24 protein-coding genes are annotated in these 23,679 nt (G+C 65.4%); 9 read left to right on the forward strand and 15 right to left on the reverse strand.

All coding sequences use genetic code 11. From position 1 onward, the window contains the following. The 6 genes from SE92_RS04605 to eno form a co-directional block, all read right to left on the reverse strand. Window positions 1-759, reverse strand: a 759-nt coding sequence (locus tag SE92_RS04605) for a GAF domain-containing protein (protein ID WP_063194673.1), incomplete at its 3' end; no start/stop codon positions are given. Window positions 760-962: 203 nt separating this feature from the next. After that, the gene (locus tag SE92_RS04610; RefSeq protein WP_028141594.1) at window positions 963-1,280 is read right to left on the reverse strand and encodes an FtsB family cell division protein; all 318 of its coding nucleotides are present in this window, start codon (window positions 1,278-1,280) and stop codon (window positions 963-965) included. Window positions 1,281-1,438: 158 nt separating this feature from the next. Beyond that, entirely contained in the window at window positions 1,439-1,990 is a 552-nt protein-coding gene (locus SE92_RS04615; RefSeq protein ID WP_063194674.1) for an NADPH-dependent FMN reductase, read from the reverse strand. 176 nt (window positions 1,991-2,166) lie between these two features. Then, window positions 2,167-3,165, reverse strand: a complete 999-nt coding sequence (locus tag SE92_RS04620; protein ID WP_063194675.1) for an MBL fold metallo-hydrolase — start codon at window positions 3,163-3,165, stop codon at window positions 2,167-2,169. A 116-nt stretch (window positions 3,166-3,281) separates the two neighbouring features. Beyond that, complete coding sequence (locus SE92_RS04625) at window positions 3,282-4,415, reverse strand: zinc-binding dehydrogenase (RefSeq protein ID WP_063194676.1); 1,134 nt, start codon at window positions 4,413-4,415, stop codon at window positions 3,282-3,284. A gap of 50 nt (window positions 4,416-4,465) precedes the next feature. Further along, window positions 4,466-5,749, reverse strand: a complete 1,284-nt coding sequence (gene eno, locus SE92_RS04630) for a phosphopyruvate hydratase (protein ID WP_063194677.1) — start codon at window positions 5,747-5,749, stop codon at window positions 4,466-4,468. 127 nt (window positions 5,750-5,876) lie between these two features. Here eno and queF point away from each other — a divergent pair, with 127 nt between their 5' ends. Next, window positions 5,877-6,365: a preQ(1) synthase gene (gene queF, locus SE92_RS04635; protein ID WP_063194678.1), complete on the forward strand. Its 489-nt coding sequence runs from the start codon at window positions 5,877-5,879 to the stop codon at window positions 6,363-6,365. Window positions 6,366-6,388: 23 nt separating this feature from the next. Here the strand turns inward: queF and SE92_RS04640 are convergent, their stop codons facing one another. From SE92_RS04640 to SE92_RS04655, 4 genes are all read right to left on the reverse strand, one after another. After that, a complete protein-coding gene (locus SE92_RS04640; RefSeq protein ID WP_063194679.1) occupies window positions 6,389-6,604 on the reverse strand; it encodes a hypothetical protein in 216 nt (71 codons plus the stop codon). Window positions 6,605-6,668: 64 nt separating this feature from the next. Further along, the gene (locus tag SE92_RS04645) at window positions 6,669-7,877 is read right to left on the reverse strand and encodes an MFS transporter (RefSeq protein WP_063194680.1); all 1,209 of its coding nucleotides are present in this window, start codon (window positions 7,875-7,877) and stop codon (window positions 6,669-6,671) included. Then, complete coding sequence (gene kdsA, locus SE92_RS04650; RefSeq protein ID WP_157095117.1) at window positions 7,877-8,725, reverse strand: 3-deoxy-8-phosphooctulonate synthase; 849 nt, start codon at window positions 8,723-8,725, stop codon at window positions 7,877-7,879. Before kdsA ends, SE92_RS04645 begins: the two co-directional genes overlap by 1 nt. Window positions 8,726-8,842: 117 nt before the next feature. Then, window positions 8,843-9,169 (reverse strand): NIPSNAP family protein, encoded by a 327-nt coding sequence (locus tag SE92_RS04655; protein ID WP_063194682.1) that lies wholly within the window; start codon window positions 9,167-9,169, stop codon window positions 8,843-8,845. A gap of 185 nt (window positions 9,170-9,354) precedes the next feature. Between SE92_RS04655 and SE92_RS04660 the strand changes: the two genes are divergently transcribed. The 3 genes from SE92_RS04660 (at window position 9,355) to SE92_RS04670 (ending at window position 12,181) form a co-directional block, all read left to right on the forward strand. Beyond that, a complete protein-coding gene (locus tag SE92_RS04660) occupies window positions 9,355-10,029 on the forward strand; it encodes a response regulator transcription factor (RefSeq protein ID WP_063194683.1) in 675 nt (224 codons plus the stop codon). A 5-nt stretch (window positions 10,030-10,034) separates the two neighbouring features. Continuing rightward, window positions 10,035-11,411: a sensor histidine kinase gene (locus SE92_RS04665; protein WP_157095840.1), complete on the forward strand. Its 1,377-nt coding sequence runs from the start codon at window positions 10,035-10,037 to the stop codon at window positions 11,409-11,411. Window positions 11,412-11,518: 107 nt separating this feature from the next. Beyond that, on the forward strand, window positions 11,519-12,181 hold the full coding sequence (locus tag SE92_RS04670; protein WP_063194685.1) for a class I SAM-dependent methyltransferase: 663 nt from the start codon (window positions 11,519-11,521) through the stop codon (window positions 12,179-12,181). A gap of 4 nt (window positions 12,182-12,185) precedes the next feature. Here SE92_RS04670 and pyrG read toward each other — a convergent pair whose 3' ends face one another. From pyrG to tpiA, 3 genes are all read right to left on the reverse strand, one after another. Next, window positions 12,186-13,817, reverse strand: a complete 1,632-nt coding sequence (gene pyrG, locus SE92_RS04675; RefSeq protein ID WP_063194686.1) for a CTP synthase — start codon at window positions 13,815-13,817, stop codon at window positions 12,186-12,188. Between the two features lie 166 nt (window positions 13,818-13,983). Continuing rightward, a complete protein-coding gene (gene secG, locus SE92_RS04680) occupies window positions 13,984-14,370 on the reverse strand; it encodes a preprotein translocase subunit SecG (protein WP_028136194.1) in 387 nt (128 codons plus the stop codon). A gap of 139 nt (window positions 14,371-14,509) precedes the next feature. After that, window positions 14,510-15,265 (reverse strand): triose-phosphate isomerase, encoded by a 756-nt coding sequence (gene tpiA, locus SE92_RS04685; RefSeq protein ID WP_063194687.1) that lies wholly within the window; start codon window positions 15,263-15,265, stop codon window positions 14,510-14,512. 223 nt (window positions 15,266-15,488) lie between these two features. On the opposite strand from tpiA, the gene SE92_RS04695 reads away from it, so the two are divergent. Genes SE92_RS04695 through moaC form a run of 4 tightly spaced genes read left to right on the forward strand, consistent with a single transcriptional unit; the run spans window position 15,489 to window position 19,764 of the window. After that, window positions 15,489-17,390 (forward strand): peptidylprolyl isomerase, encoded by a 1,902-nt coding sequence (locus SE92_RS04695; protein ID WP_063194689.1) that lies wholly within the window; start codon window positions 15,489-15,491, stop codon window positions 17,388-17,390. Window positions 17,391-17,404: 14 nt separating this feature from the next. Beyond that, window positions 17,405-18,418, forward strand: coding sequence for an anthranilate phosphoribosyltransferase (trpD, locus tag SE92_RS04700; protein WP_063194690.1), 1,014 nt, complete (start codon window positions 17,405-17,407; stop codon window positions 18,416-18,418). Window positions 18,419-18,425: 7 nt separating this feature from the next. Further along, on the forward strand, window positions 18,426-19,247 hold the full coding sequence (gene trpC, locus SE92_RS04705; protein ID WP_063194691.1) for an indole-3-glycerol phosphate synthase TrpC: 822 nt from the start codon (window positions 18,426-18,428) through the stop codon (window positions 19,245-19,247). Between the two features lies 1 nt (window position 19,248). After that, window positions 19,249-19,764 carry a cyclic pyranopterin monophosphate synthase MoaC gene (gene moaC / locus SE92_RS04710; protein ID WP_063194692.1) on the forward strand — a complete coding sequence of 172 codons (516 nt, stop codon included), beginning with the start codon at window positions 19,249-19,251 and terminating at the stop codon, window positions 19,762-19,764. A gap of 3 nt (window positions 19,765-19,767) precedes the next feature. Here the strand turns inward: moaC and SE92_RS04715 are convergent, their stop codons facing one another. Next, entirely contained in the window at window positions 19,768-19,932 is a 165-nt protein-coding gene (locus SE92_RS04715) for a Flp family type IVb pilin (RefSeq protein WP_063203349.1), read from the reverse strand. A gap of 312 nt (window positions 19,933-20,244) precedes the next feature. Between SE92_RS04715 and SE92_RS04720 the strand changes: the two genes are divergently transcribed. Beyond that, window positions 20,245-22,965 (forward strand): bifunctional diguanylate cyclase/phosphodiesterase, encoded by a 2,721-nt coding sequence (locus tag SE92_RS04720; protein ID WP_063194693.1) that lies wholly within the window; start codon window positions 20,245-20,247, stop codon window positions 22,963-22,965. On the opposite strand, the gene SE92_RS04725 is transcribed toward SE92_RS04720, so the two are convergent. Continuing rightward, window positions 22,962-23,573, reverse strand: coding sequence for an RNA polymerase sigma factor (locus SE92_RS04725; RefSeq protein WP_063194694.1), 612 nt, complete (start codon window positions 23,571-23,573; stop codon window positions 22,962-22,964). The two genes, SE92_RS04720 and SE92_RS04725, sit on opposite strands and share 4 nt — an antisense overlap. Window positions 23,574-23,679: the final 106 nt, after the last annotated feature.

Here is a 23,679-nt window from a genome sequence, read left to right on the forward strand (position 1 = left end):
CGGAGCGATACCAAGCGCTGCGCGTGCGGAGCGGGTCGCGCCGATCACGAGATCGTCCGCGTCGACCGCAACGAGGCCTCCGCATTGGCCGTCCGCGGCTTGCGTCAGCACGATGCGGGCGTGGGCGAAGGCCCTGCGGAACAGATCAGCCTCGATGCGCCTGGCCGCCTCGCCTGCCACCAGCGCGATCAGGCTGGAAAATGCATCGGTCCGGTCGGCGCGGCAGGAGGACACGTCGAGTACGCCCGCGAGCCCCGCCTCATGATCGTAGATCGGAACGGCGGTGCAGCTCAGAAGCGTGTTGCGGGTGAAGAAATGCTGGTCGCGGTCGATCGTCAGCGGACGCTGCTCGACCAGACAAGTGCCGATGCCGTTGGTGCCTTCGTGCTCCTCGCTCCAGAGCGCACCGGTCCACAGGCCCCAGGATTGAAAGGTCGCGTCGTCCGCCACCGTGCCGCGGCGATCGACCGGCACGCCCTCGCCATCGGCGAGCAGCACGCAGCAGCCGCTCGCGCCGACGGCCTGATAGAGCCGGTCCATCGCGCCCTGCGCGGCGGCCAGCAGCGCCGCGACGCGCTCACGCGCCTGGTGCAACTCGGCTTCGGTCAGCCGCATCGGCGAAGTGCGGCCGCCGGGATCGAGATGATGCAATCTGGAGGAACGGCGCCATGAGGCCACGAGCGCGGACCGAGCCGCCTGGCCTGACGCAATGGCGGCCTCGACACGGGCCGCGTGATGCCGGGGCATTGACCCATTCATCACAGTTTCCTCCGGATGACAGACTATGACGTGCCCGCGCCGCCTGTTTGATCTTCGTCAACTTCAGTGAGCGTCGCAGAAGCCATGGGCCCGCCGCCGGGCTGCCGTCAAGGCAACTTACAGTTCCGAAATTACGACCTTCGAAGGAGGAGTCGGATTTCAGGAGCGGCTTTCGCCGTTGGTTTCGAAGCTTGCGAAACGCGCTACTTCGCCGGGATCATCCGCACGAGATCGCGCGGATTGACGTAGTCGAGCTGAAAGCGCGCCCGCTCGTCCAGCATGTCGGGGTCGATCCGCTCGGAGCGCAGCAGCGACACCCGCTGCTCGCTCCTGGCCCGCTCACGCTTGAGCTGGGCCAGTTCGCTGGTCAGCGCGATGATCTCCTGGTCGAGTTCCTGGCGGGCGTTGAGGCCGTATTTGCCGGTATAGGCGTTGACGCCGAAATAGCCGACGATGGCGGCCGCCATCGCATAGAGGGCAAGACCGGTCAGGATCGATTTCAGGCGCGCGCGGGAGACCATCCTGGGAAGATGGGACAGGTTGGTTAAGGGAGTGCTAATCGCCCCCGACAACCCGTCGTCATGCCCAGGCTTACCCCGGGCATCCACGTTCTTCATCGCGGCAAAGCAAGAACGTGGATGGCCGGGACGAGCCCGGCCATGACGGAGAGAGTGCGGGCTCAGCCCTGGTGCTTCGCCACGTGGGCGGCGAAGGCGTCGATGTACTGCTGCAGCACGGTCTTCAGGGAGTCCTTGGTCAGTTCTCCGTTCGCATCGAAGGCATCGCCGACGGCGTTGAGGTAGATTTCCGGCTGCTGGAGCAGCGAGCCGGAAATGCCCGGCAGGATGTTCTGCAGATGCTTGGCCGCGCTGACGCCGCCGAGCGGGCCCGGCGAGTTCGAGATGATGCCGACCGGCTTGCCGAGCAGCGAGCTCTTGCCATAGGGGCGCGAGGCGACGTCGATGGCGTTCTTGAGGACGCCCGGGATCGAGCGGTTGTATTCGGGGGTGATGAACAGGACGCCGTTCGACTTCTGGAGCTTGTCGCGAAAGGCCAGCCAGTCCGCCGGCGGCGCGCCCTCGAGGTCCTGGTTGAAGAACGAGATGCCTGCGGGCGTGATGACCTCGAGCTTGAGGGTATCAGGCGCGAGCTTGGCCAGCGCATTGGCGATCTTCAGCGAAAAGCTCTCCTTGCGCAGGCTGCCGGCGATCGTGACGATGTTATAGGCCATGAGGTGTCCTTGAACCTTGAGGGGAAGTGCCGGCGGCACTTAAGCGATCCCGGGCAATGGATGCAAGTGCATGAACCGACCCGATTTGGAAACCCAGCGTTTCGCGAAAGGGGATGGTCGCCCAAGACAATCAGGCCGCCCGAAGGCGGCCTGACGTTTCTCGTACTGGTTCCCCTTCAGATCGTCGGATTCCACGCCGACGGAATCAGGCGGTATTTGGCGCCGTCCTTCTCGACATGGCCGACCGACGGGAAGGTGAAGTGGAAGCCGATCACCGTCGCCTTCTCGGCCGCTGCCATGTCGTAGAATTTGTGGCGCGTCTCCTGCGCCAGCGCGGCATCATTGTCGAACATCACGTGCCAATCGGGATTGCGCAGGAAGAATTCCGGAATGTTGGTGACGTCGGACTGGATCAGCACCTTGGCATCGCCAGATGCGACCGCGAACGAGGTGTGGCCCGGCGTATGGCCCGGCGTTGCGATCGAGGTGATGCCCGGCGCGACCTCCTTGCCCCACTCGTATTTGGTGACCTTGGACTCGAGGCCGGCGAAGGTCTTCTTCACGTTGGCGAAGTAGTTCTTCATCATCGGGTTGGACTCGGCCTTGGCGGCGTTGTCCTCGCTGGTCCAGAATTCCCAGTCCTTGCCCGGCACCATGATCTCGGCATTGGGGAATGCGAGCGCGCCGTCGGCGAGGCGAATGCCGTTGGTGTGATCGGGATGCAGATGCGACAGCAGCACCACGTCGATGTTCTTCGCCTCGACGCCCGCGGCCTGGAGGTTCTGCAGCGTACGGCCGACCGCGCCCTTGCTCGCCTCGAAATTCGCAATGCCGTTGCCGGTGTCGATCAGGACCAGCTTGGAGCCGGTGTTGATGAGCTGCGGGTTGAACGGCACCGTGACCATGCCCTTCGGCATGTAGGCCGCCTCACCCGCGGCCAGCGCCTCTTCCTTCGGCTTGTTGGCGACGAACTTGTCCGGCATCGGGAAAGTGCGCGCACCGTCGTTGATCGAGGTGCACTCGTAGCTGCCGACCTTGTAGCGATAGAAGCCCGGCGCCTGTGTCCCGGCTGGCGGCACGGCGGCATGGGTCATGGTCGGGCGAAGCCCGGTCGCGGCGGCCGCACCGAGGGCGGCAGCGCCAGCGAGCAGATGACGGCGATTGAGATCGGTCATGGAGATGTCCCCTTCTGAGCCCTTGCGGTTTTCCGCATTCAATGGCGGCGGAATAATCCGCCGCTGGGCTCAGAAGGCAAGACCTTCCTGCGGTGACCTGCCGTCGCAGATCGCGATTATTTATTTGGGTTGATGAGGAATTTTTCGCCGGTGGCGCGTTTGGCGTACACCGCGATGTTGGCGGGATCGAGCACCTCGGTCAGCGACACCACCTTGGTGTAGTGGCTGGCGAAAGTGGTCTTGAGCTCGGACGCGACGCGCTGGCGCAGGCGACCGATCTCGGCCGGACCGATCTTCTGGAGGAACGGCGTCAGCAGCCATCCGCCGACGCCCCAGGTCAGACCGAACGACCGGCTCAATTCGGTCGGACGATTGTCGAGGCTGCCGTAGATGTAGATCTGCTTGTACACGTTGGAGCCGTAGCGGCTGTATTCCTTCGCGGTCTTGTTGGCCGCGACTTCCATCGCGGTCAGAATCTGGCTCGCCAGCTTGCCGCCGCCGATCGCATCGAACGCGATCGTAGCGCCGGTCTCGACCAGCACGTTGGTGAGATCGTCCGTAAAGCTGGGCGCGCTGGAATCGACGACATATTTGGCGCCGATCTTGTGCAGGATGTCGGCCTGCTCCTTGCTCCTGACGATGTTGACGAGGCCGATGCCGTCCTTGATGCAGATCTTGTTGAGCATCTGGCCGAGATTGGACGCAGCCGCGGTGTGCACCAGCGCCTTGTGGCCCTCCCGCCGCATCGTCTCGGTCATGCCGAGCGCGGTCAGCGGATTGACGAACCAGGACGCACCGTCCGCGGCCGTGGTACCCGCCGGCAGTTCCATCACGTCGCGGACCTTCAGCACGCGGTACTGCGTGTACATCGCGCCGCCGATCATCGACACGATCTTGCCCATCAGCGCCTTCGCCGCATCCGACGAGCCGGTCCGGATCACCGTGCCGGCGCCCTCGTTGCCGACCGGCAGCGATTGATCGAGCCGGGCGCCCATCATCCGCATCGCCGCCTCCGGCATCGTCGCGGTGATGACTGGCCGCTCCTTGGTGCCGGAGGCCTTGGCGGCCGACATGTCGGCCGGCCCGATCAGGAGCCCGAGGTCGGACGGGTTGATCGGCGTCGCCTCGACGCGAACCACGACCTCGTCGTCGGCCGGCTCCGGCGTCGGGATCTCCACGAGGGACACTTCCAGCTCGCCGCTGTTCTTGAGCAGCGAACGCAGTTGCAGTCCGGATGTGCCGTCGCTCATGTCGATCCTCCCCTGTCTTGGTTTTTCGCGGCTCGCGCGATGACGCTGGCCTATGCCAGCGCCTTCAGTGCCGCCTTGCCGCCGTACAACGCCTGCTTGCCGAGCTGCTGCTCGATGCGCAGGAGCTGGTTGTATTTGGCGGTGCGATCGGAGCGCGCAAGGGAGCCGGTCTTGATCTGACCGCAGTTGGTGGCAACCGCGAGGTCGGCGATGGTGGAATCCTCGGTCTCGCCCGAACGGTGCGACATCACCGAGGTGTAGCCGGCCTTGTGCGCCATCTCGACGGCGGCGAGCGTCTCGGTCAGCGTGCCGATCTGGTTGACCTTGATCAGGATCGAGTTGGCGCGGCCGGTCTTGATGCCGTCGGCGAGGCGCTTGACGTTGGTGACGAAAAGGTCGTCGCCGACCAGCTGGCACTTCTTGCCGATGAGGTCGGTGAGCTCCTTCCAGCCGTCCATGTCGTCTTCCGACATGCCGTCCTCGATGGTGACGATCGGATAGCGCGAGACGAGGTCGCCGAGGTACTTGGCCTGCTCGGAGATCGAGCGGGTCTTGCCCTCGCCCTCATAGACGTATTTGCCGTCCTTGAAGAACTCGGTCGAGGCGCAGTCGAGGCCGAGCACGATATCGCTGCCCGCCTTGAAGCCGGCCTTGCCGATCGCGTTCATGACGAACTCCAGCGCGGCGTCGGCCGACGGCAGGTTCGGAGCGAAGCCGCCCTCGTCGCCGACATTGGTGTTGTGGCCGGCCTTCTTCAGCTCGGACTTCAGCGTGTGGAAGACTTCCGCGCCGTAGCGCAGGCCCTCGGCAAAGGACGAGGCGCCGACCGGCAGGATCATGAATTCCTGGAAGTCGATCGGGTTGTCGGCATGCACGCCGCCGTTGATGATGTTCATCATCGGCACCGGCAAAAGGCGCGCCGAGGTGCCGCCGACGTAGCGGTAGAGCGGCATGTCGAGCGAGTTAGCGGCCGCCTTGGCGCAGGCGAGCGAGACGCCGAGGATGGCGTTGGCGCCGAGGCGGCTCTTGTTCGCCGTGCCGTCGAGGTCGATCATGATCTGGTCGATCTGAGCCTGCTGCTCGACATCGAGGCCGCTCAGGGCCTCGAAGATCTCGCCATTGACGGCGCCGACCGCCTTGGTGACGCCCTTGCCGAGGTAGCGGGCCTTGTCGCCGTCGCGCAGTTCCACGGCTTCATGGGCACCCGTCGACGCGCCAGACGGCACCGCGGCGCGACCGAGCGCGCCATCTTCCAGCACGACATCGACCTCGACGGTAGGATTACCCCGGCTGTCCAGGATTTCGCGGCCGATGATGTCGATGATGGCGGTCATGAGAGCCTCATTTCGAGAAACAAAGGGGGGGCAGTTGGCGGTGCTTCTACCGCAATGCATCGACGTGGAAAAGGCCGGGTGACGGCTGCCGGATGATTGGGTAAGAGGGCCGCTCGGAGGCGGACTGATGTCGAAAAAGCCCAGCAAATCGAAAAACTCAAGCCTGGACCCGGCTGCCCTGCAGCTTGGCCACGCCGTGGAATGGCCGGATGCGCCCGAAAGGGCAAAGCTCGACCGCGTGCCCAATCCGCAAAAGGGCACCGACTACCTGGTGCGCTTCACCGTGCCGGAATTCACCTCGCTCTGCCCGGTCACTGGCCAGCCGGATTTCGCGCATCTGATGATCGACTACGCGCCGGGACCGTGGCTGCTGGAGTCGAAATCCCTGAAACTCTACATCGCGAGCTTCCGCAATCACGGCGCCTTCCACGAGGACTGCACCGTGATGATCGGCAAGCGCATCGCGAGCGAGATCAAGCCGAAATGGCTGCGCATCGGCGGCTATTGGTATCCGCGCGGCGGCATTCCGATCGACGTGTTCTGGCAGACCGGCCGCGTTCCCAGGGGCCTGTGGGTGCCCGAGCAAGGCGTCGCGCCCTATCGCGGGCGGGGCTGAGACGACGGGCGTAGCGAAGCGCGCTACTTGGTGACGGATGACCTTTCCCAGGGACGTTTGCCGCTGGCATCTCTGTCCCATGGACGCGCGGTCGGCGCGTTCCTTTCCTCGGCAGCCGCCTTCGCACGGTCGGCTTGCACCTGCTCGCGATCCGTCACGGAGGGCTTGGGCTGCACTTCGGACGTTTGCGCGGCGGCCGGGCCCATAACGATCAGCGCGGCGATCAGAAACTTTGTCATCCCCGGCTGTAGCACGCCGAAGCCGGGGCCGTCCGATTTAGTTGTCGGGTTCCGCGCTCTTTCGTCAGAGCCGCGCGTCAGCCGGCGCCCGCTGCTTGAGCAACCGGGCACAGACAACGCCCAGCACCACCATGATCAGTGCGCTCGCGAACAGGGTCGGCATCTTGCCGGCGTGCTGGAGCCCGAAGCCATAGGCGAGCGGTCCCACGGTCTGCCCCATGAAGAAGAAGAATGAATGCAGGGACAGCGCGGTGGCGCGCGCCTCGACCGAGAGCTCGCTGGCGAAGACCTGCAGACAGCCATGGGCGATGTAGAAGCCCCATCCCATCACGATGAGGCTCAGGGCCTGCACTTCCCAGCGCGGGCCGAAGGCGACGGCAATGAGCTGCGATGCCACCAGCGTCATGCCCGAGATCATCATGCCCTTCACACCCAGCCACGGCAGCAGACGCGACACCGTCAGCGTGTAGAACAGCCCGCCGACCGCAAAGCCCGCGATGACGATGCCGGCGATCGACAGCGAGGTCTGCCCGAGCTCGAACAGGAACGAGGCGATGTAGGGAAACAGGCCGAGCACGCAGCAGCCTTCGATGAACACGGCGGAGTAGCAGACATAGGCGTTCGGATTGGTGAAGATGGTGCGATAGCCGGCCTTGAGCGCCGACAGGCTGGTCTTCGGCGGAGGCTGGACCTTGGCGCCGTGGAAGCCGGCGGTAACCGCGATCGACGCCACGATCACGAGCACACCGAGCACCGCCAGCACACCGCGCCAGCCGAGGAAATCGCCGATCAGGCCGGAGGCCGAGGCGCCGAGCAGATTGCCTGTCATCGCGCCCGCCAGCGTGCGGCTGATCGCGACCTGGCGTTTCTCCGGCCCGACGAGATCGCTGGTCAGGCTGAGCGCCACCGGAAACACGCCGCCGGAGCCGATGCCGGCGAGGATGCGGGTCGCGAACAGGACCGAGAACGAGGACGAGAGCGCGCCCAGGATGTTGGCAAGGCCAAGCAGCGCGAGACACCCGATCATCAGCCGGGTCTTGCCGAACAGATCGGCGGCGGCGCCGACGATGGGCTGGATGATCGAGAAGGTGAAGGCGAACACAGCGGCAAAGCCGGCGGCGGTCGCGATGCTAACGCCAAAATCCTCGGCGACGTGCGGCAGCACCGGATCGAGCGCGCGCGCCGACAGCGCTGCGGCAAAGCTCGCCCCTGAGATGACGTAGAGCGCTGTCGGCAAGCCGTGATCGTGCGGCCGCGCCTCGCTCTCCTGCATCAGCGCGGATTCTTTGCCAGCGCGTCGAACGCCATCAGCCGGGCGATGAGCCCTTCGAACTCGCGCAGCGGCACCATGTTGGGACCATCGGACGGCGCCCGGTCGGGATCCGGATGGGTCTCGATGAAGACGCCGGCGACACCGACCGCAACAGCCGCGCGTGCCAGCACCGGCACGAACTCCCGCTCACCACCCGACGAGGCCCCCTTCCCGCCCGGCTGCTGCACCGAATGGGTGGCGTCGAAGATGACGGGCGCGCCGGTGGTGCGCGCAAGGATCGGCAGCGCACGCATGTCGGAGACCAGCGTGTTGTAGCCGAACGACACCCCACGCTCGGTCACGAGCACGTTGGGATTGTCAGCGCTGGTGATCTTGGCGACGACGTTCGCCATGTCCCACGGCGCGAGGAACTGACCCTTCTTGACGTTGACGACCTTGCCGGTCGCCGCGGCAGCCAGCAGGAGATCGGTCTGCCGGCACAGGAACGCCGGGATCTGCAGGATGTCCACGGCCTCCGCCACCTCGGCGCATTGCGTGGCCTCATGCACGTCGGTCAGGACAGGCAGGCCGAGCGAGGCGCGGATTTCGGCGAAGATCGGCAGCGACTGCGCAAGGCCGAGCCCACGCGCCGCCGACGCGCTGGTGCGGTTGGCCTTGTCGAAGGAGGTCTTGTAGACGAGCCCGATGTTCAGCCGCGCGGCGATCTCCTTCAGCGCGGAGGCTACCTCCAGCGCGTGCTGGCGACTTTCGAGCTGGCAGGGGCCGGCAATGATCGAGATCGGCAGATCATTGCCGAATTTGACCTTTCCGACGGTGACGACCGGCGCCGCTGAATGCGAAGAGCTCAAGGCAAATCCCTCGTTTCGGCGCGACCATAGCCGCCATGGGGGTCGGATCAACCCCATTCGGCCCGGACCATCAGAATATCAGGGTTGCGCCAGAGGTCCCCGCTGCAGCAGAGGCCGCTACTTCACCGCTGAGAACGCGGTCGGCGTCAGGATCTGGCTGACGATGTTGCCGACGATCTGGCCGTCGGCTTCGCTCTCGGCACGAGCCTTCATCCAGTCCGGATCGGTCATGAAGGCGCCCCACTTCTTCTCGCGCTCGGCGAGCGAGTCCCAGGCCAGGAAATAGGTCAGTTCCTGATTGGATTCACCTATCATCGTCGTGAAAAACCCGGCCTGCTTGATGCCGTGCTTCTCCCAGATCTTCAGCGTGGCGGTCTCAAACCGCTTCAAGAGCGCCGGCAGGCGGCCGGGCACGCAGCGATAGACGCGCATTTCGTAGATCATTCTTGTTCCTCCCTGAACAGGCGCGGCAGTTATAGCGGCTGCCCCGGACGGTGTCTTGAGCGTCGCACGGCAGCCTCTGTGGCGTTCTGCGCATGGCTGGAGCTTCCGGCGCAACAGACTCACGCAATGCTGCCGCAATGATCAGGCCGCTAGAATGGCTCAGTTGCGGTTCAGGTGCCCGTCACATGCGTATTTTGCTGGTCGAGGATGAAGCCGAAATGGCCTGTGCGTTGGCCTCGGCGCTAAAGCGTTACGACATGGTGGTGGATCACGCCCCGACGCTGGCCGAGGCGGAGGAAGCCATTTCGGCCGATGTCCATGTCGCCGTCCTGCTCGACCGTCAGCTGCCGGACGGCGATGGTCTCGCCTTGATCCCAAAGCTCCGCGCGCGCGCCGATGGTGTGCCGATCATTGTGTTGACTGCGCGCGGCGAGCTCGCCGACCGCATCGCCGGCCTCGACAGCGGCGCCGACGACTATCTGGCAAAACCATTTGCGGTCGAGGAGTTGCTCGCGCGGTTGCGCGCCGTGCTGCGGCGGCCGGCGGGCCTCTCTCCCGACGTCATCCGTGCTGGCCGGCTTGTCTTCGACCTCAGTCATCGCGAGGCCAGCATCGACGGCGGGTCGTTTGAGCTTCCCCGCCGCGAGTTGCTGGTGCTCGAGGCCCTGATCCGCCGCATGGGCCGGACCGTGCTCCGCTCGGCGCTGGAAGAGGCTGTCTACAATTTCGACGACGAGATCCAGTCCAACGCGCTCGATACGCATGTCTCGCGACTGCGGCGAAAGCTCGCGGACGCTGATGCGGGCATCGAGATCCACGGCATTCGCGGCGTCGGCTATCTCCTCAAGAAGCTGCCATGAGCACGATCGGCACGCACGAAGATCCCTATTGCCTGCGCTCGCGGCTGAGCTGGCGCCTGCTCTCGCTCCAGGCCGCGCTGCTCCTTGCACTGGTGGCTGTCGTGGTCGGAGCGTTGTGCGCCTCCGGCTTCGTGCTCGCCGAGCGCGACGAAGACCGCGTCATCGACGTGGTTCAGCGCGCGCTCGCGCGCGACACGCAGGGCGGATTGACTCTGCGGCCGACGGCCGAGCTTCAGCAATTGCGCGACGAGACACCCGACCTCTGGTTCCTGGTGCGCGACCGCCAGGGTCGCTCACTGAGCGAAGGCATCGTGCCGGCCGAATTCGCCGCGATCGGCAGCGGCCTCGACCAGATCAGTCAGGCGCGGCTCGGCTGGCAGTTGTTCGAGGACGATCCGCGCAAGCCGGCCGCGCGGCTGAAGCGGGTCGACACCGATGCTGGCAACGTGCAGATCGTCACGGCGACACAAGGGCGTCTGACCGGCGCCAAGGCGTTGTTCACGACATCCCTTGCATTCCTCGGAATCGCCTTGCCCGGCCTGCTGCTAATGGGAACGGCGACGTTCATTGCGACGCCGATGATCGTGCGGCGCGCATTCCGGGGGCTCGATTCCGCGGCGGACGAGGCCAGGCGCATCGATATCCACCAGCGCGGCACACGGCTGCCGGTGGAGCGTATTCCGCTTGAGGTCATGCCGCTCGTGACCGCGATCAACGACGCACTGGCGCGGCTCGATCAGGGCTATGCCCGACACAGGCGCTTCGTTGCCGATGCTGCGCATGAGCTGCGCACGCCAATCGCAATCCTGAACACGCGCCTGGAGTCGCTCAGCCCCGGGCCCGACAAGAGCCGCCTGCTGGAGGACGCCGCGCGGCTGGCGACGCTTGCCGAGCAATTGCTCGACATCCAGCGGCTCGACCGCTGCGGCCATCCGTTCACGCGCGTCAATCTTGCCGCCGTTGCGCAAGGCGTCGCCGCCGACCTTGCCCCGCTCGCGATCTCGGCTGGCTACGAACTTGCGCTCGATGCGCCAGCGACACCGGTCGAGACGATGGGCGATGCGGCCGCGCTCGAGCGCGCGCTGACGAACCTCGTGCAGAACGCGATCCAGCACGGCCCGCGCCACGGCACGATCGGAATTCGCGCCAGCAGGCCCGCGGGCATCGAGGTCACCGACGAGGGCGTCGGAATTCCCGCCGATCAGCGCGACCAGATCTTCGAGCCGTTCTATCGGCTGACGCCGCTCGATCGCGGTGCCGGCCTCGGCCTCAACATGGTGCGCGAGATCGTGCAGCTGCATGGCGGCCACGTCTCGGTAACGGACGCGCCGGACGGCGGGGCCTGCTTCAGGATGACGCTGCCGGAGGTGCGACAGAGCTAATCGAATTGGTCTTCGCGTCCGACAGCGCAATGCTGTCGCAATGCGCTCCCGCGACACTGCATGCGCCGCACCTCCAATGAGGTGCAAACCAAGATCCCGGAGTGCGCATGCCCAACGATTTTCTTTCCTTCTTTCTGTCCTGGATGTCGTCCCCGCGTCGGGTCGGCGCGATCGCACCATCGGGCGCGGCACTCGCCGATCTCATCACGCGCGAGATCAGTACAACGACGGGGCCGATCCTCGAGCTCGGTCCCGGCACCGGCGCGTTCACCTACAAGCTGCTCAAACGCGGCGTCCGTCCGCAGGATCTCACGCTGATCGAATACGGCTCCGACTTCATGAAGCTCTTGCAGATGCGCTTTCCCGGTTCGCGCGTGCTGTGGATGGACGCAGGCCGGCTCGCGACCGAGCACCTCTATGACGGCGCCCCTGTCGGCGCGGTCGTGAGCGGCCTGCCGCTGCTCAACATGAGCAGGCGCAAGGTGATCTCGATCCTCAGCGGCGCGTTCAGCTATGTCCGCCCCGGCGGCGCCTTCTACCAGTTTACCTACGGCATGAGCTGCCCGGTGCCGCGGCCCGTGCTCGACCGGCTGGGCCTGCGCGCAAAGCTCGTGGATCGGGCTCTGCTGAACGTGCCGCCCGCCGCCGTCTACAGGCTGACACGGCGGCCGCAAATGAAGCTGATTGCGGGATCGCTTGCACCTGAACCTTCGGCACAGGTCGCGTTGGAGCCGACGCATCCCGCGCGCGACGACTCCGCCGCGCGCTGAGCGATCAGACCAGCCGGCTCTGCACCATCGCCGCCTGAATGAACGAGGCAAACAGCGGGTGCGGCTCGAACGGGCGCGACTTCAGCTCGGGGTGGAACTGGACGCCGATGAACCAGGGGTGATCCTCGTACTCGACGATCTCAGGCAGCACGCCGTCGGGCGACAGGCCTGAGAATTTCAGGCCGTGCTGCTCGAGGCGGTCCTTGTAGGCGGTGTTGACCTCGTAGCGGTGGCGGTGGCGCTCGGAGATCTCGGTGGCGCCGCCATAGACCTGCGAGACGCGGCTGCCGCGGGTCAGCGCGGCGGGATAGGCGCCGAGCCGCATGGTGCCGCCGAGATCGCCGGCCTGCGAGCGCTTCTCGAGTTCGTTGCCGCGCAGCCATTCCGTCATCAGGCCGACCAGCGGCTCCTTGGTGGGGCCGAACTCGGTGGAGTTGGCGTCTTCGATGCCGACGAGGTTTCGCGCCGCCTCGATCACCGCCATCTGCATGCCGAAGCAGATGCCGAAATACGGCACGTCGCGCTCGCGCGCGAACTGCGCCGCGCGAATCTTGCCTTCCGCGCCGCGCTGGCCGAAACCGCCCGGCACGAGAATGCCGTTGACGTGCTCGAGGAACGGCGCCGGATCTTCCTTCTCGAAGATCTCGCTCTCGATCCAGTCGAGGTTGACCTTCACCTTGTTGGCGATGCCGCCATGCGAGAGGGCCTCGATCAGCGACTTATACGCATCCTTCATGCCGGTATATTTGCCGACGATCGCGATGGTGACGTCACCCTCGGGGTTGCGGATACGCTCGTTGATCTGCTGCCAGCTCTTGAGCACCGGCGGGATTCGCGATTCGATGCCGAAAGCGGCCAGCACTTCGTCGTCGAGACCCGCATTGTGATAGGCCTCGGGGACGGCATAGATGCTGTCGGCGTCGCGCGCCTCGATCACCGCGCTCTCGCGCACGTTGCAGAACAGCCCCAGCTTGCGCCGCTCTTCCTTCGGAATCTCGCGATCGGTGCGGCAGAGCAGGATGTCCGGCTGGATGCCGATCGAGCGCAGCTCCTTGACCGAATGCTGCGTCGGCTTGGTCTTCAACTCGCCGGCGCTCGGAATGTAAGGCAGCAGCGTGAGGTGGATATAGATGGCGTGATCGCGCGGCAGCTCGTTCTTGAGCTGTCGGATCGCCTCGAAGAACGGCAGGCCCTCGATGTCGCCGACGGTGCCGCCGATCTCGACCAGCACGAAATCGTAATCGTCATTGCCGGAGAGGACGAATTCCTTGATGGCGTTGGTGACGTGCGGAACCACCTGGATGGTCGCGCCGAGATAGTCGCCGCGGCGCTCCTTGGAGATGATGTCCTGGTAGATGCGCCCCGTGGTGATGTTGTCCTGCTTGGTCGCAGGCCGGCCCGTGAAGCGCTCGTAGTGACCGAGATCGAGATCGGTCTCCGCGCCGTCATCGGTCACGAACACTTCGCCGTGCTGATACGGCGACATCGTTCCGGGATCGAGGTTGAGATAGGGATCGAGCTTGCGGAGGCGGACCTTGTAGCCTCGGGCTTGCAACAGCGCACCGAGTGCCGCTGAAGCCAGACCCTTGCCGAGCGAAGAAACCACGCCGCCGGTGATGAATATGTACCGCGCCATGGGACTTAACCTCTAATCCCCAAAATTCGATTCGCCAAAGCGATTCGTATTCCGCCCCGAAGATTCTGCGGGCCTGTGGGTGAGCCAAAACGAAGAGTGGTGACAGTGCCTTGATGGGGATTGTTGATGCAGGACGGTAGCAGCCGCCCTGCATGGCCCCCCTGCTTTATTGCGAGCGCGGCACCTGCGGGCCGGTCGGAGCCGGCGCCTGCTGCTGCTCGTCCGCCTTCTTCAGCGAATCCAGGATGCCACCCGAGGTCGGCGGCGCGATCGGCGAGCCGCCGGCCGGCTGGCCCTGCGAGGCCGGGGTGCCGATGATCGACGACGGCGCACGGCTGTAGCCCGCGTGCCAGGACAGGAACATGCTGGTGAGGAAGAAGCCCGCGGCCAGAATCGCGGTGGTCCGCGTCAAAAGGTTCGCGGTGCCCCGGCTCGACATGAAGCCCGCGCCCCCGCCCATGCCGAGGCCTCCGCCTTCCGATTTCTGCAGCAGGACGGCGCCGATCATGACGGCGACGATCATGAGGTGGATGACGATGACAACGGTCTGCATAGTGCCCTTCCGTCACAAGCGGGCGGCGCCTGACGGCGGCCGATCGCGCTTCGCGGGTTTTCCTGAAGTTGCGCGGTGTTACACGATCGGAGGGGGCATTGCCACCCCCGATCGGGTCCGGACCAACGGTTTGAATGAGTTAGGGGCAGCCTTTGGCAATCGCAAGGAAATCGGCCGCCTTCAGGCTGGCACCACCGACCAGCGCGCCATTCACGTTCTTGACTGCCATCAGCTCGGCGGCGTTCGAGGGCTTGACCGAGCCGCCATAGAGGATGCGCATCTTGCTCCCATCGGCCTTGAAGCGGGAGGTCAGGAGTTCCCGGATAAATCCATGAATCTGCTCGACATCCTGGGCCGTGGGGGTCAGGCCGGTGCCGATCGCCCAGACCGGCTCATAGGCCACGACGAGATTCGCGGCGGTCGAGCCGTCAGGCAGCGAGCCGGCGAGCTGGCCGCGCAGAATGTCCAGGGTCTGGCCGGCGTCGCGCTGGGCCTGGGTCTCGCCGATGCAGACGATCGCAATTGCCCCGGCGCGCCAGGCGGCTTCGGCCTTCTGGCGGATCAGGCCATCGCCCTCACCGTGATCGGCCCGGCGCTCGGAATGGCCAACGATGATGGCGGTTGCGCCCGCATCTACCAGCATTTCGGCGGCGATATCGCCGGTATGGGCGCCGGAGGCCTTGGGATGGCAATCCTGGGCCCCCACCGCGACCTTCTTGCCCGCCGCCTTCCCGGCGAAGGCCGCAACCAGGGTCACGGGCGGGCAGACCAGCAGGTCGGCCTTGGCGGCCACATCTGCCGCGCCGCTGAGCATGGCGTCGAACTCGGCAGCCTGGGCCTTCAGGCCGTTCATTTTCCAATTGCCGGCGATCAGAGGGCGGATAGCGTCGGTCATGTCGATTTCCAGCGAAATGAGGTTTGCGCATGCGCTAGCAGAGCTGCCGCGGCAGTTCCAGAGACCAGAGGCCTTTAACCGCAGTCTCCAGCGGTCGCCGGACCTGAGGTTGCGGGGGGAAAGCCGCCACTTTATGATGATGGATCAATTTGGTGAGGCGCTTTTGCTGAATTTGCATTAAGACGCGCTCCCGTTCCCCTCCTGCTCAAACAAGTTGGACCAAATGCTTCGAGGAATGCGCAAGGCCTCATCAAACTGGCTCGGCAAAACCATAATGGCCGTGGTGATGGGCGTGTTGATCGTCAGTTTCGGCATTTGGGGCATCGCCGACATCTTCAAGGGCTTCGGGCAGTCCACGGTGGCCAAGATCGGCAGCACCGAGATTTCGCTGAACGAGTTCCGCCAGATCTACACCGACCGCCTGCAACAGATCAGCCGCCAGTTCGGCCGTCCGCTGACACCCGACCAGGCGCGCGCCTTCGGCCTCGACCGCCAAGTGCTGCAGCAGACCATCGCGGAAGCCGCCCTCGACGAGGAAGCGCGCCGGCTCCGACTAGGTCAGTCCGACGAGCAGATCCGCCAGCTCATCATGAACGATCCCAACTTCAAGGGCGTCGGCGGCAATTTCGATGCGATCCGCTTCCAGGCCATGATCCGCAATTTCGGCTATACCGAGCAGCGCTACGTCGCCGAACAGCGCAAGGTGTCGCTGCGCCGGCAGATCACCGGCACGATCGGCGCAGGCCTCGAACCGCCGAAGACCATGCTCGACGTGCTGACGCGCTTCCAGAACGAGCAGCGCGCCATCGAATTCGTCAGGCTCGACGCCGCCCAGGCAGGCACCATCGATGCGCCCTCGCCCGAGACGCTCGCCGCCTATTTCGAGGATCACAAGGTCCAGTTCCGCGCGCCCGAATATCGCAAGATCGCCTTCGTCATGGTCTCGCCTGAAGAGATCGGCAAATGGAGCGAGGTCTCGGACGAGGACGCCAAGAAGGCGTTCGAGCAGCGCAAGGACCGGCTCGGCACGCCGGAGAAGCGCCAGATCCAGCAGCTCGTGTTTCCGAACGTCGCCGACGCGCAGGCCGCCCGCGAGCGCCTCGTCGGCGGCATGTCGTTCGAGGACCTCGGCAAGGAGCGCGGGCTGAACGCCTCCGACATCGACCTCGGCCTCGTCACCAAATCTTCGCTGGATGCCGTGGTTGGCGAAGCCGCCTTCGCGCTTCCCGCCGGCGAGATCAGCCAGCCGATCCAGGGGGCGCTCGGCACGTCCATCGTCAAGGTCGACAAGATCGAGCCGGGCAAGGAGGCGGATTACGCCAGCGCCGTCGGCGACATCAAGCGCGAGATCGCCACCGAGCGCGCGCGCGTCAAGGTCGCCGAGCTCCGCGACAAGATGGAAGACGAGCGTGGCGGCGGCGCCAGCGTGATCGACGCGGCGCAGAAGCTCGGCCTCACCGCCATGACCATCGACGCCGTTGACCGCTCCGGCCGCGCCCCGAACGGTCAGCCGATCGCCAACATTCCGCAAGGCCTCGACGTGGTGTCGCAGGCCTTCAACACCGATGTCGGCGTCGACAACGACTCGATCTCGTTCAAGGGCGGCTATGTCTGGTACGACGTGCTCGCCATCACGCCCTCGCGCGACCGCAATCTCGACGAGGTCCGCGACCAGGTCGAGGCGCGCTGGCGCCAGGACCAGATCGCGGCCAAGCTGAAGGCCAAGGCGACCGAGATGGTGCAGAAGCTCGAAGCGGGCGGCAAGCTCGCCGATGAAGCCGCAGCGATCGGCGCCAAGGTCGAGACCGCGACCGGCTTCAAGCGCGACGACACGCCCGCCGGCGTGCCCGCGGCGGTCGTGACGGCCGCCTTCCGCACCGCCAAGGACGGCGTCGGGCAGACGGCTGTCAGCGGCGGTAGCGAGGTCATCGTCTTCCGCCTCACCGACATCGTCGATCCCGCGGTCGATGCCGCCTCCGACGCGTTCAAGAAGCTGAAGGAAAGCCTCGACCGCGCCCAGACCGAGGAGCAGGTCGCTTCCTACGTCAACAAGCTTGAAACCGACATCGGGACCACCATTAATCAGGCCGCCTTCGCGCAGGTGACCGGCGCGAACCAGCAGTAAGTTGAAAGCACGCGATGGACGACCTGAAATCGATCATTGGAAAAGTGGCGACCGGCGCCAGCCTGTCGCGTGACGAAGCCGCCTCAGCCTTCGACGCCATGATGAGCGGCGAGGCTACGCCCTCGCAGATGGGCGGCCTGTTGATGGCGCTGCGCGTCCGCGGCGAAACCGTGGACGAGATCACCGGCGCCGTGACGGCGATGCGTTCCAAGATGCTGACCGTGACGGCACCGCCCGACGCCGTCGACATCGTCGGCACCGGCGGCGACGGCTCCGGCTCGGTCAACGTCTCGACCTGCGCCTCCTTCATCGTGTCAGGGGCCGGCGTGCCGGTGGCCAAGCACGGCAACCGCGCCCTGTCCTCGCGCTCCGGCGCGGCCGACGTGCTGGCTTCGCTCGGGGTGAAGATCGACCTCAGGCCCGAGCAGGTCGGGCGCTGCGTGCGCGAATGCGGCATCGGCTTCATGTTCGCCCCCGCCCATCACCCCGCCATGAAGAATGTCGGCCCGACCCGGGTCGAGCTGGCGACACGCACGATCTTCAATCTGCTGGGCCCGCTCTCCAATCCTGCCGGCGTGAAGCGGCAGATGGTCGGCGTGTTCTCGCGGCAATGGGTGCAGCCGCTGGCGCAGGTGCTGAAGAATCTCGGCTCCCAATCCGCCTGGGTCGTGCACGGCTCCGATGGCCTCGACGAGATCACCCTCACCGGCCCGACCTTCGTCTCCGCGCTCCACAATGGCGAGATCCGGAATTTCGAGGTGACGCCTGAGGACGCCGGCCTGCCGCGCTGCGAGGCCGGCGCACTGAAGGGCGGTGATGCCGACGCCAATGCGATCGCGCTGCAAAGCGTGCTCGACGGCAAGCCGAGCGCCTATCGCGACGTCGCGCTGATGAACGCCGCCGCCGCGCTGGTCGTGGCCGGCCGCGCCAAGGACCTCAAGGAAGGTGTCGCGATCGGCACCAAATCGATCGACAGCGGCGCGGCCAACGCGAAGCTGAAGCACCTGATCGCGGTCTCGAACGGCTGAGCCTGACATGTCGGACATCCTGACCAAGATCGAAACCTACAAGCGCGAGGAGATCGCCGCGGCCAAGCGCGTGCAGCCGCTCTCGGCGCTGGAAGCGAAAGTCAAGGCGCAAGGCGTCCCGCGCGGCTTCGTAGGCGCGATCAAGGCCAAGCATGCCCAGGGCGACTTCGCGCTGATCGCGGAGGTGAAGAAAGCCTCACCGTCGAAGGGCCTGATCCGCGCCGATTTCGACCCGCCGCTTCTCGCCAAGGCCTATGAGGCGGGCGGCGCCGCGTGCCTCTCGGTGCTGACGGACACGCCCTCGTTCCAGGGCCATCTCGACTTCATGGTGGCGGCGCGCGCCGCAACGTCGTTACCGGTGCTGCGCAAGGATTTTATGTTCGACACCTACCAGGTGGTCGAGGCCCGCGCGCACGGCGCCGATTGCATCTTGATCATCATGGCGGCGCTCGATGATGCCACCGCGAAGGACCTCGAGGACGCCGCCATCGCTTACGGCATGGACGTGCTGATCGAGATCCACGACCGCGCCGAGCTCGACCGGGCGCTGAAACTGCGCTCGCCGATGATCGGGGTCAACAACCGCAATCTTCGCACCTTCGAGACCACGCTCGCCACCAGCGAGGCCTTGGCGCCGCTGATCCCTGCGGAACGGCTGATGGTCGGCGAGAGCGGCATCTTCACGCCCGCCGATCTCGCCCGGCTCGAGCGCGTCGGCATGTCGACCTTCCTGGTCGGTGAAAGCCTGATGCGGCAGGCCGACGTCACCGCGGCGACGCGCACGCTGCTCGCGCGCGAGACGGCGCCGCGCGCGACGGGCACGCGCTGAGATGGCGCGCAAGGATATGGCGCGCAAGCCGTCCAAGAAGGCCGTCCCGGCCCTCACCCATATCGGCGCCTCCGGCGAAGCGCGGATGGTGGACGTCTCGGACAAGCCCGCAACCGAGAGACTCGCGGTCGCGGAAGGGCGCGTCGTCATGACCAAGGCGACGCTCGACCTGATCGTATCCGGCAACGCCAAGAAAGGCGACGTGCTCGGCACGGCCCGCATCGCCGGCATCATGGCCGCCAAGCGCACCTCGGAGCTGATCCCGCTCTGCCATCCGCTCGCGCTGTCGAAGGTGACGCTCGACATCGAGCCCGACGCGAAACTGCCGGGCTGCCTGGTCCGCGCCAGCGTGAAGGTGACCGGACCGACCGGCGTCGAGATGGAGGCCCTCACGGCCGTGTCGGTCGCCTGCCTCACCATCTACGACATGATCAAGGCGGTCGAGCGCGGCGTGCGTATCGAAGGCATCCACCTCGTCGAGAAGCTCGGCGGCAAGTCCGGCCACTATCGCGCGTGATCGTTACTTCAGCGACGTGCTGATCGACGTGAATTTCGCGTTGAGCCTGGAGCCCATGCCGTTGATCACGGTGATGATCGCAAGCGCGATGCCGGCGGCGATCAGGCCGTATTCGATCGCGGTCGCGCCACGCTCGTCGGCAATGAAGCTCTTCACAATGTTCATCATGATCGTGTCCCTCTTTGCGTCGTTGGCCAATGTTCGCAAATCACGTGCCAATGCACGTTCGAGGATCGTCAACACGTTAGATGGTTAAGTTTTTCTTGATGACGGCGCGACCGGCAGGAATTGACCGGCATCGCGGGAGCCCCACGGCAATTCCTGCATGGTGTGCGCCCTGCACATCGATTGCTTTTGTGCGCGGCCGTTCACATCGCATTAACCGCGCTTCCTAACTTCGCCTCCACACCGTTCCCGTAAACCGACGGATGTTTGCGGGGCCAAGAATTGATCCTGACGTGTGCACGGCAATGATCCAGCATGATGACGAGATTCGGCAACCGTCTCTTTGACCAGGCCTTCGTACGCAGCGGACCGATCCGCTGGCTGGTGGTGGGCGGCACGCTGCTGATCGCAGCAATTGCCATAGGCTCAGTCCTGATGGCGCAGAATTTCCGCGAGCGGGCGCTACGCAATTCCGGCCGCGAGCTCGATAACACCGTGCTGATGCTCGCGCATCATTTCGACCAGCAATTGCAGGATTTCGCGGTCATCCAGCGAGACTTCGTCGACCACGCGCGCTCGATCGGCATTGCCAGCGTTGCAGACTTCCGCGCACGCCTCTCCGGCGAGGGCATCCACAAGATGCTTCGTTCGAAGATCGAGGCCCTGCCCTATATCGGCGGCGTCAACATCATCGACGCCGAAGGCAATCTGATCAATTCATCGACGGCCTGGCCGGTGCCGAAGGTCAACATGGCCGACCGCGCCTATTTTCGGACGTTCAAGTATGATCCCAATTCGCCTGACGTCCTGATCGAGCCGCTGCACAGCCGCGTTTCCGGCGCGTGGACCATCCTGGTGGCCCGCAAGATCATCGCCCCCAATGGCGAGTTTCTCGGTGTCGTCGGACGCGGGATCGAGCCGGCCAATTTCGAGAAATTCTTCGCCTCCGTCGCGCTCGGTGAAGGCGGGACGATCTCGATGCTGCATCGGGACGGTACGCTGCTCGCCCGCTATCCGCGCTCCAGCGAATTGATGGGGCGAAACTTCAAGACCGGCTCGTTCGAGCAGCAGAGGGTTTTCGGCCTCGACCAATTCGCCGGCCGCTTCGTAAGCCCGGTCGACGGGGAAGATCGCCTGATCTCCTCGCGCGCACTGCCGCATTTTCCGATCCTGATGATGGCCACCACGACGCGTGCGTCGGCCTTGACCGACTGGCGCGAGCAGATCGGCATGCTGATCTCCGTCGCCATCGCCTCCGCGCTCGCCATCGCAGGCGTGCTTATCGCGGTCGTGCGCAAGCTGCTGGAGCAGCACCGCCTCTCGCGGGAACAGCTGACCCTGGAAAAGCAGCGGCTCGACCGCGCCGTCAACAACATGACGCAGGGCCTTCTGCTGTTCGACGCCGAGCGGCGGCTGGTGGTCTGCAATCAGCGCTACATCGACATGTATGGATTGTCGGCCGCGATCGTGAAGCCCGGCTGCAGCTTCCACGACATCATCGCCCATCGCAAGGTGACCGGTTCGTTCACGGGCGACGTCGACGACTATGTCGCACGCGTGCTGAAAGGCATCCATGCGCGCAACTCCATGGTGGTCGAGACCTCCGACGGCCGCTCGATTCACATCCTCAACGAACCGCTGGCGGACGGCGGCTGGGTGGCAACCCATGAGGACATCACCGAGCGCCGCCGCATCGAGGAGCGCATCACCCACCTCGCCCATTACGACGCGCTGACCGATCTGCCCAACCGCACCATGTTCCACGAGCATCTGCGCGAAGAGCTCGCCGCTGTCGGCAACGGCGAAGAGATCGCGGTGCATTACATCGACATCGACGAGTTCAAGGGCGTCAACGACGCGCTCGGCCATCTCGTCGGAGACGAGCTGTTGAAATCGGTTGCCGCGAGCCTGCGCCGCTGTACGGGGCCAGCGGATTTCGTGGCGCGGCTCGGCGGTGACGAATTCGCCATCGTCCAGAGCGCGGTGACGTCGCTGGACCAGGTCAACGAGCTCGTCGCCCGCATCTTCGAGGCCATCCGGTCGCCGTTCGATTGCCTGGGCCATCATCTCATCACCGACGCCAGCATCGGCATCGCGCTCGCCCCTGAACACGGCACCGCGCTCGACCAGATCCTCAAGAACGCGGACATGGCGATGTACGCCGCCAAATCCGCCGGACGCCGCACCTATCGCTTCTTCGAGCCGGAGATGGACGCCAAGGCCCGCGAACGCCGGCAGCTCGAGAGCGATTTGCGCCACGCCATCGCCCAAGGGGGGCTGGAGGTCTACTACCAGCCCTGCCTCAGCCTGAAGGACGATCGCATCACCGGCTGCGAGGCGCTGGTGCGCTGGCGCCATCCCGAGCGCGGCATGGTCTCTCCGGCGGAGTTCATCCCGATCGCCGAGGACACCGGCCTGATCAACGAGATCGGCGAGTGGGTGCTGGCGACCGCCTGCCGGGACGCGGCGAGCTGGCCCGACGACATTCGCCTCGCCGTCAACGTCTCGCCGGTGCAATTCAAGAGCGGCACGCTGGCGCTGAAGATCATGGCGGCGCTCGCCGCTTCGAACCTGCCGGCAAGCCGGCTGGAGCTCGAGATCACCGAGGCCGTGCTGATCCGCGACGACGATGCCGCGCTGACGATCCTGCACCAGCTACGGGCCATCGGGGTGCGCATCGCGCTCGACGATTTCGGCACCGGCTACTCGTCGCTGAGCTATCTGCACCGCTTCCCGTTCGACAAGATCAAGATCGACCGCTGCTTTGTCGACGACATCGCCGGTCCCGACGGCTCCGCCAGCATCGTCCAGGCCGTCGTCAATCTCGCGGCCGCCCGCCGCATGACCACCACGGCCGAGGGCGTCGAGACCGAGGAGCAGCAGCGCCTGCTGCGCGCGCTCGGCTGTTCCGAGATGCAGGGCTATCTGTTCAGCGCCGCCAAGCCCGCCGACAAGGTGCTGGAGCTGTTCGCGCTGCATCGCAGCCGGCTCGCCCAGCGCGAAGGCAGCGGCAGCCGTCGCCGCGAGGCGGGTTAGGCCGGACCTCGGTTGTCGGCGCAGCGACACTCCCAGAAGCTCTCCTCAAGACAGACAACGCAGGTCTGCTCGAGCCGCTCCTTCAACGCATGTCGTGCGCGGTGAAGCCGAACCGTCAAATTGTTCACGGTCACCCCCAGATCGGCAGCAACCAGCTCCCGCGGCTCGCCGGCGAGATCGATCCGTCGGATGACTTCGGCATGCTCAGGCTTGAGCAGGGACAGATGGATGTAAAGACACTCGCAGACCACGGTATTCGCCGCGGCGTCCTGATCGGCCGCGAGGCGATCGTTGAGCTCATGCGGGAACGGCATCTCCCGCGTCCTGTTCCTCGATGCCTTGCGGTGGAAGTCGGCGATGGTCGTCGCCAACACCCTGCTCAGCCAGCCTCGCACCAAATCCGCGTCGCGAACGTCGCCGGACCGCTCGAGTGCGCGCAACATGAAGGCCTGCAGCACCTCCTCCGCTTCCCCCTTGCCACCAAAGCGTCGTTGCAAATAGCCGCGCAGGCGGTCGTAACTGCCGACGAGGGCGGCGCGAACGAGGGCATCCTGCCCTCCCAGGGAACCGACTGCCGGCAGCGGCAGCTTTTCGTTCGGCGGCTTCATGGCGTATCGTCCTTGGCATGCCATCCGGTCAATCGCTTCGTTGGATCGGAAAGTTGTCAGATCGGCATGGCTGCGATCCGCGGATCGCAAGGCCTTCCGAGCAGGA

It is taken from the genome of Bradyrhizobium sp. AT1 (assembly GCF_001590795.1).
GTDB lineage: Bacteria > Pseudomonadota > Alphaproteobacteria > Rhizobiales > Xanthobacteraceae > Bradyrhizobium.

Bases quoted from the DNA above. Each gene is read 5' to 3' on its own strand.
- SE92_RS04610 (WP_028141594.1), bottom strand. From the start codon at position 1,280: ATGGTCTCCCGCGCGCGCCTGAAATCGATCCTGACCGGTCTTGCCCTC.
- SE92_RS04615 (WP_063194674.1), bottom strand. From the start codon at position 1,990: ATGGCCTATAACATCGTCACGATCGCCGGCAGCCTGCGCAAGGAGAGC.
- SE92_RS04620 (WP_063194675.1), bottom strand. From the start codon at position 3,165: ATGACCGATCTCAATCGCCGTCATCTGCTCGCTGGCGCTGCCGCCCTC.
- SE92_RS04625 (WP_063194676.1), bottom strand. From the start codon at position 4,415: ATGAGCGACGGCACATCCGGACTGCAACTGCGTTCGCTGCTCAAGAAC.
- eno (WP_063194677.1), bottom strand. From the start codon at position 5,749: ATGACCGCCATCATCGACATCATCGGCCGCGAAATCCTGGACAGCCGG.
- queF (WP_063194678.1), top strand. From the start codon at position 5,877: ATGTCGAAAAAGCCCAGCAAATCGAAAAACTCAAGCCTGGACCCGGCT.
- SE92_RS04640 (WP_063194679.1), bottom strand. From the start codon at position 6,604: ATGACAAAGTTTCTGATCGCCGCGCTGATCGTTATGGGCCCGGCCGCC.
- SE92_RS04645 (WP_063194680.1), bottom strand. From the start codon at position 7,877: ATGCAGGAGAGCGAGGCGCGGCCGCACGATCACGGCTTGCCGACAGCG.
- SE92_RS04655 (WP_063194682.1), bottom strand. From the start codon at position 9,169: ATGATCTACGAAATGCGCGTCTATCGCTGCGTGCCCGGCCGCCTGCCG.
- SE92_RS04660 (WP_063194683.1), top strand. From the start codon at position 9,355: ATGCGTATTTTGCTGGTCGAGGATGAAGCCGAAATGGCCTGTGCGTTG.
- SE92_RS04670 (WP_063194685.1), top strand. From the start codon at position 11,519: ATGCCCAACGATTTTCTTTCCTTCTTTCTGTCCTGGATGTCGTCCCCG.
- pyrG (WP_063194686.1), bottom strand. From the start codon at position 13,817: ATGGCGCGGTACATATTCATCACCGGCGGCGTGGTTTCTTCGCTCGGC.
- secG (WP_028136194.1), bottom strand. From the start codon at position 14,370: ATGCAGACCGTTGTCATCGTCATCCACCTCATGATCGTCGCCGTCATG.
- tpiA (WP_063194687.1), bottom strand. From the start codon at position 15,265: ATGACCGACGCTATCCGCCCTCTGATCGCCGGCAATTGGAAAATGAAC.
- SE92_RS04695 (WP_063194689.1), top strand. From the start codon at position 15,489: ATGCTTCGAGGAATGCGCAAGGCCTCATCAAACTGGCTCGGCAAAACC.
- trpD (WP_063194690.1), top strand. From the start codon at position 17,405: ATGGACGACCTGAAATCGATCATTGGAAAAGTGGCGACCGGCGCCAGC.
- trpC (WP_063194691.1), top strand. From the start codon at position 18,426: ATGTCGGACATCCTGACCAAGATCGAAACCTACAAGCGCGAGGAGATC.
- moaC (WP_063194692.1), top strand. From the start codon at position 19,249: ATGGCGCGCAAGGATATGGCGCGCAAGCCGTCCAAGAAGGCCGTCCCG.
- SE92_RS04715 (WP_063203349.1), bottom strand. From the start codon at position 19,932: ATGATGAACATTGTGAAGAGCTTCATTGCCGACGAGCGTGGCGCGACC.
- SE92_RS04720 (WP_063194693.1), top strand. From the start codon at position 20,245: ATGATGACGAGATTCGGCAACCGTCTCTTTGACCAGGCCTTCGTACGC.
- SE92_RS04725 (WP_063194694.1), bottom strand. From the start codon at position 23,573: ATGAAGCCGCCGAACGAAAAGCTGCCGCTGCCGGCAGTCGGTTCCCTG.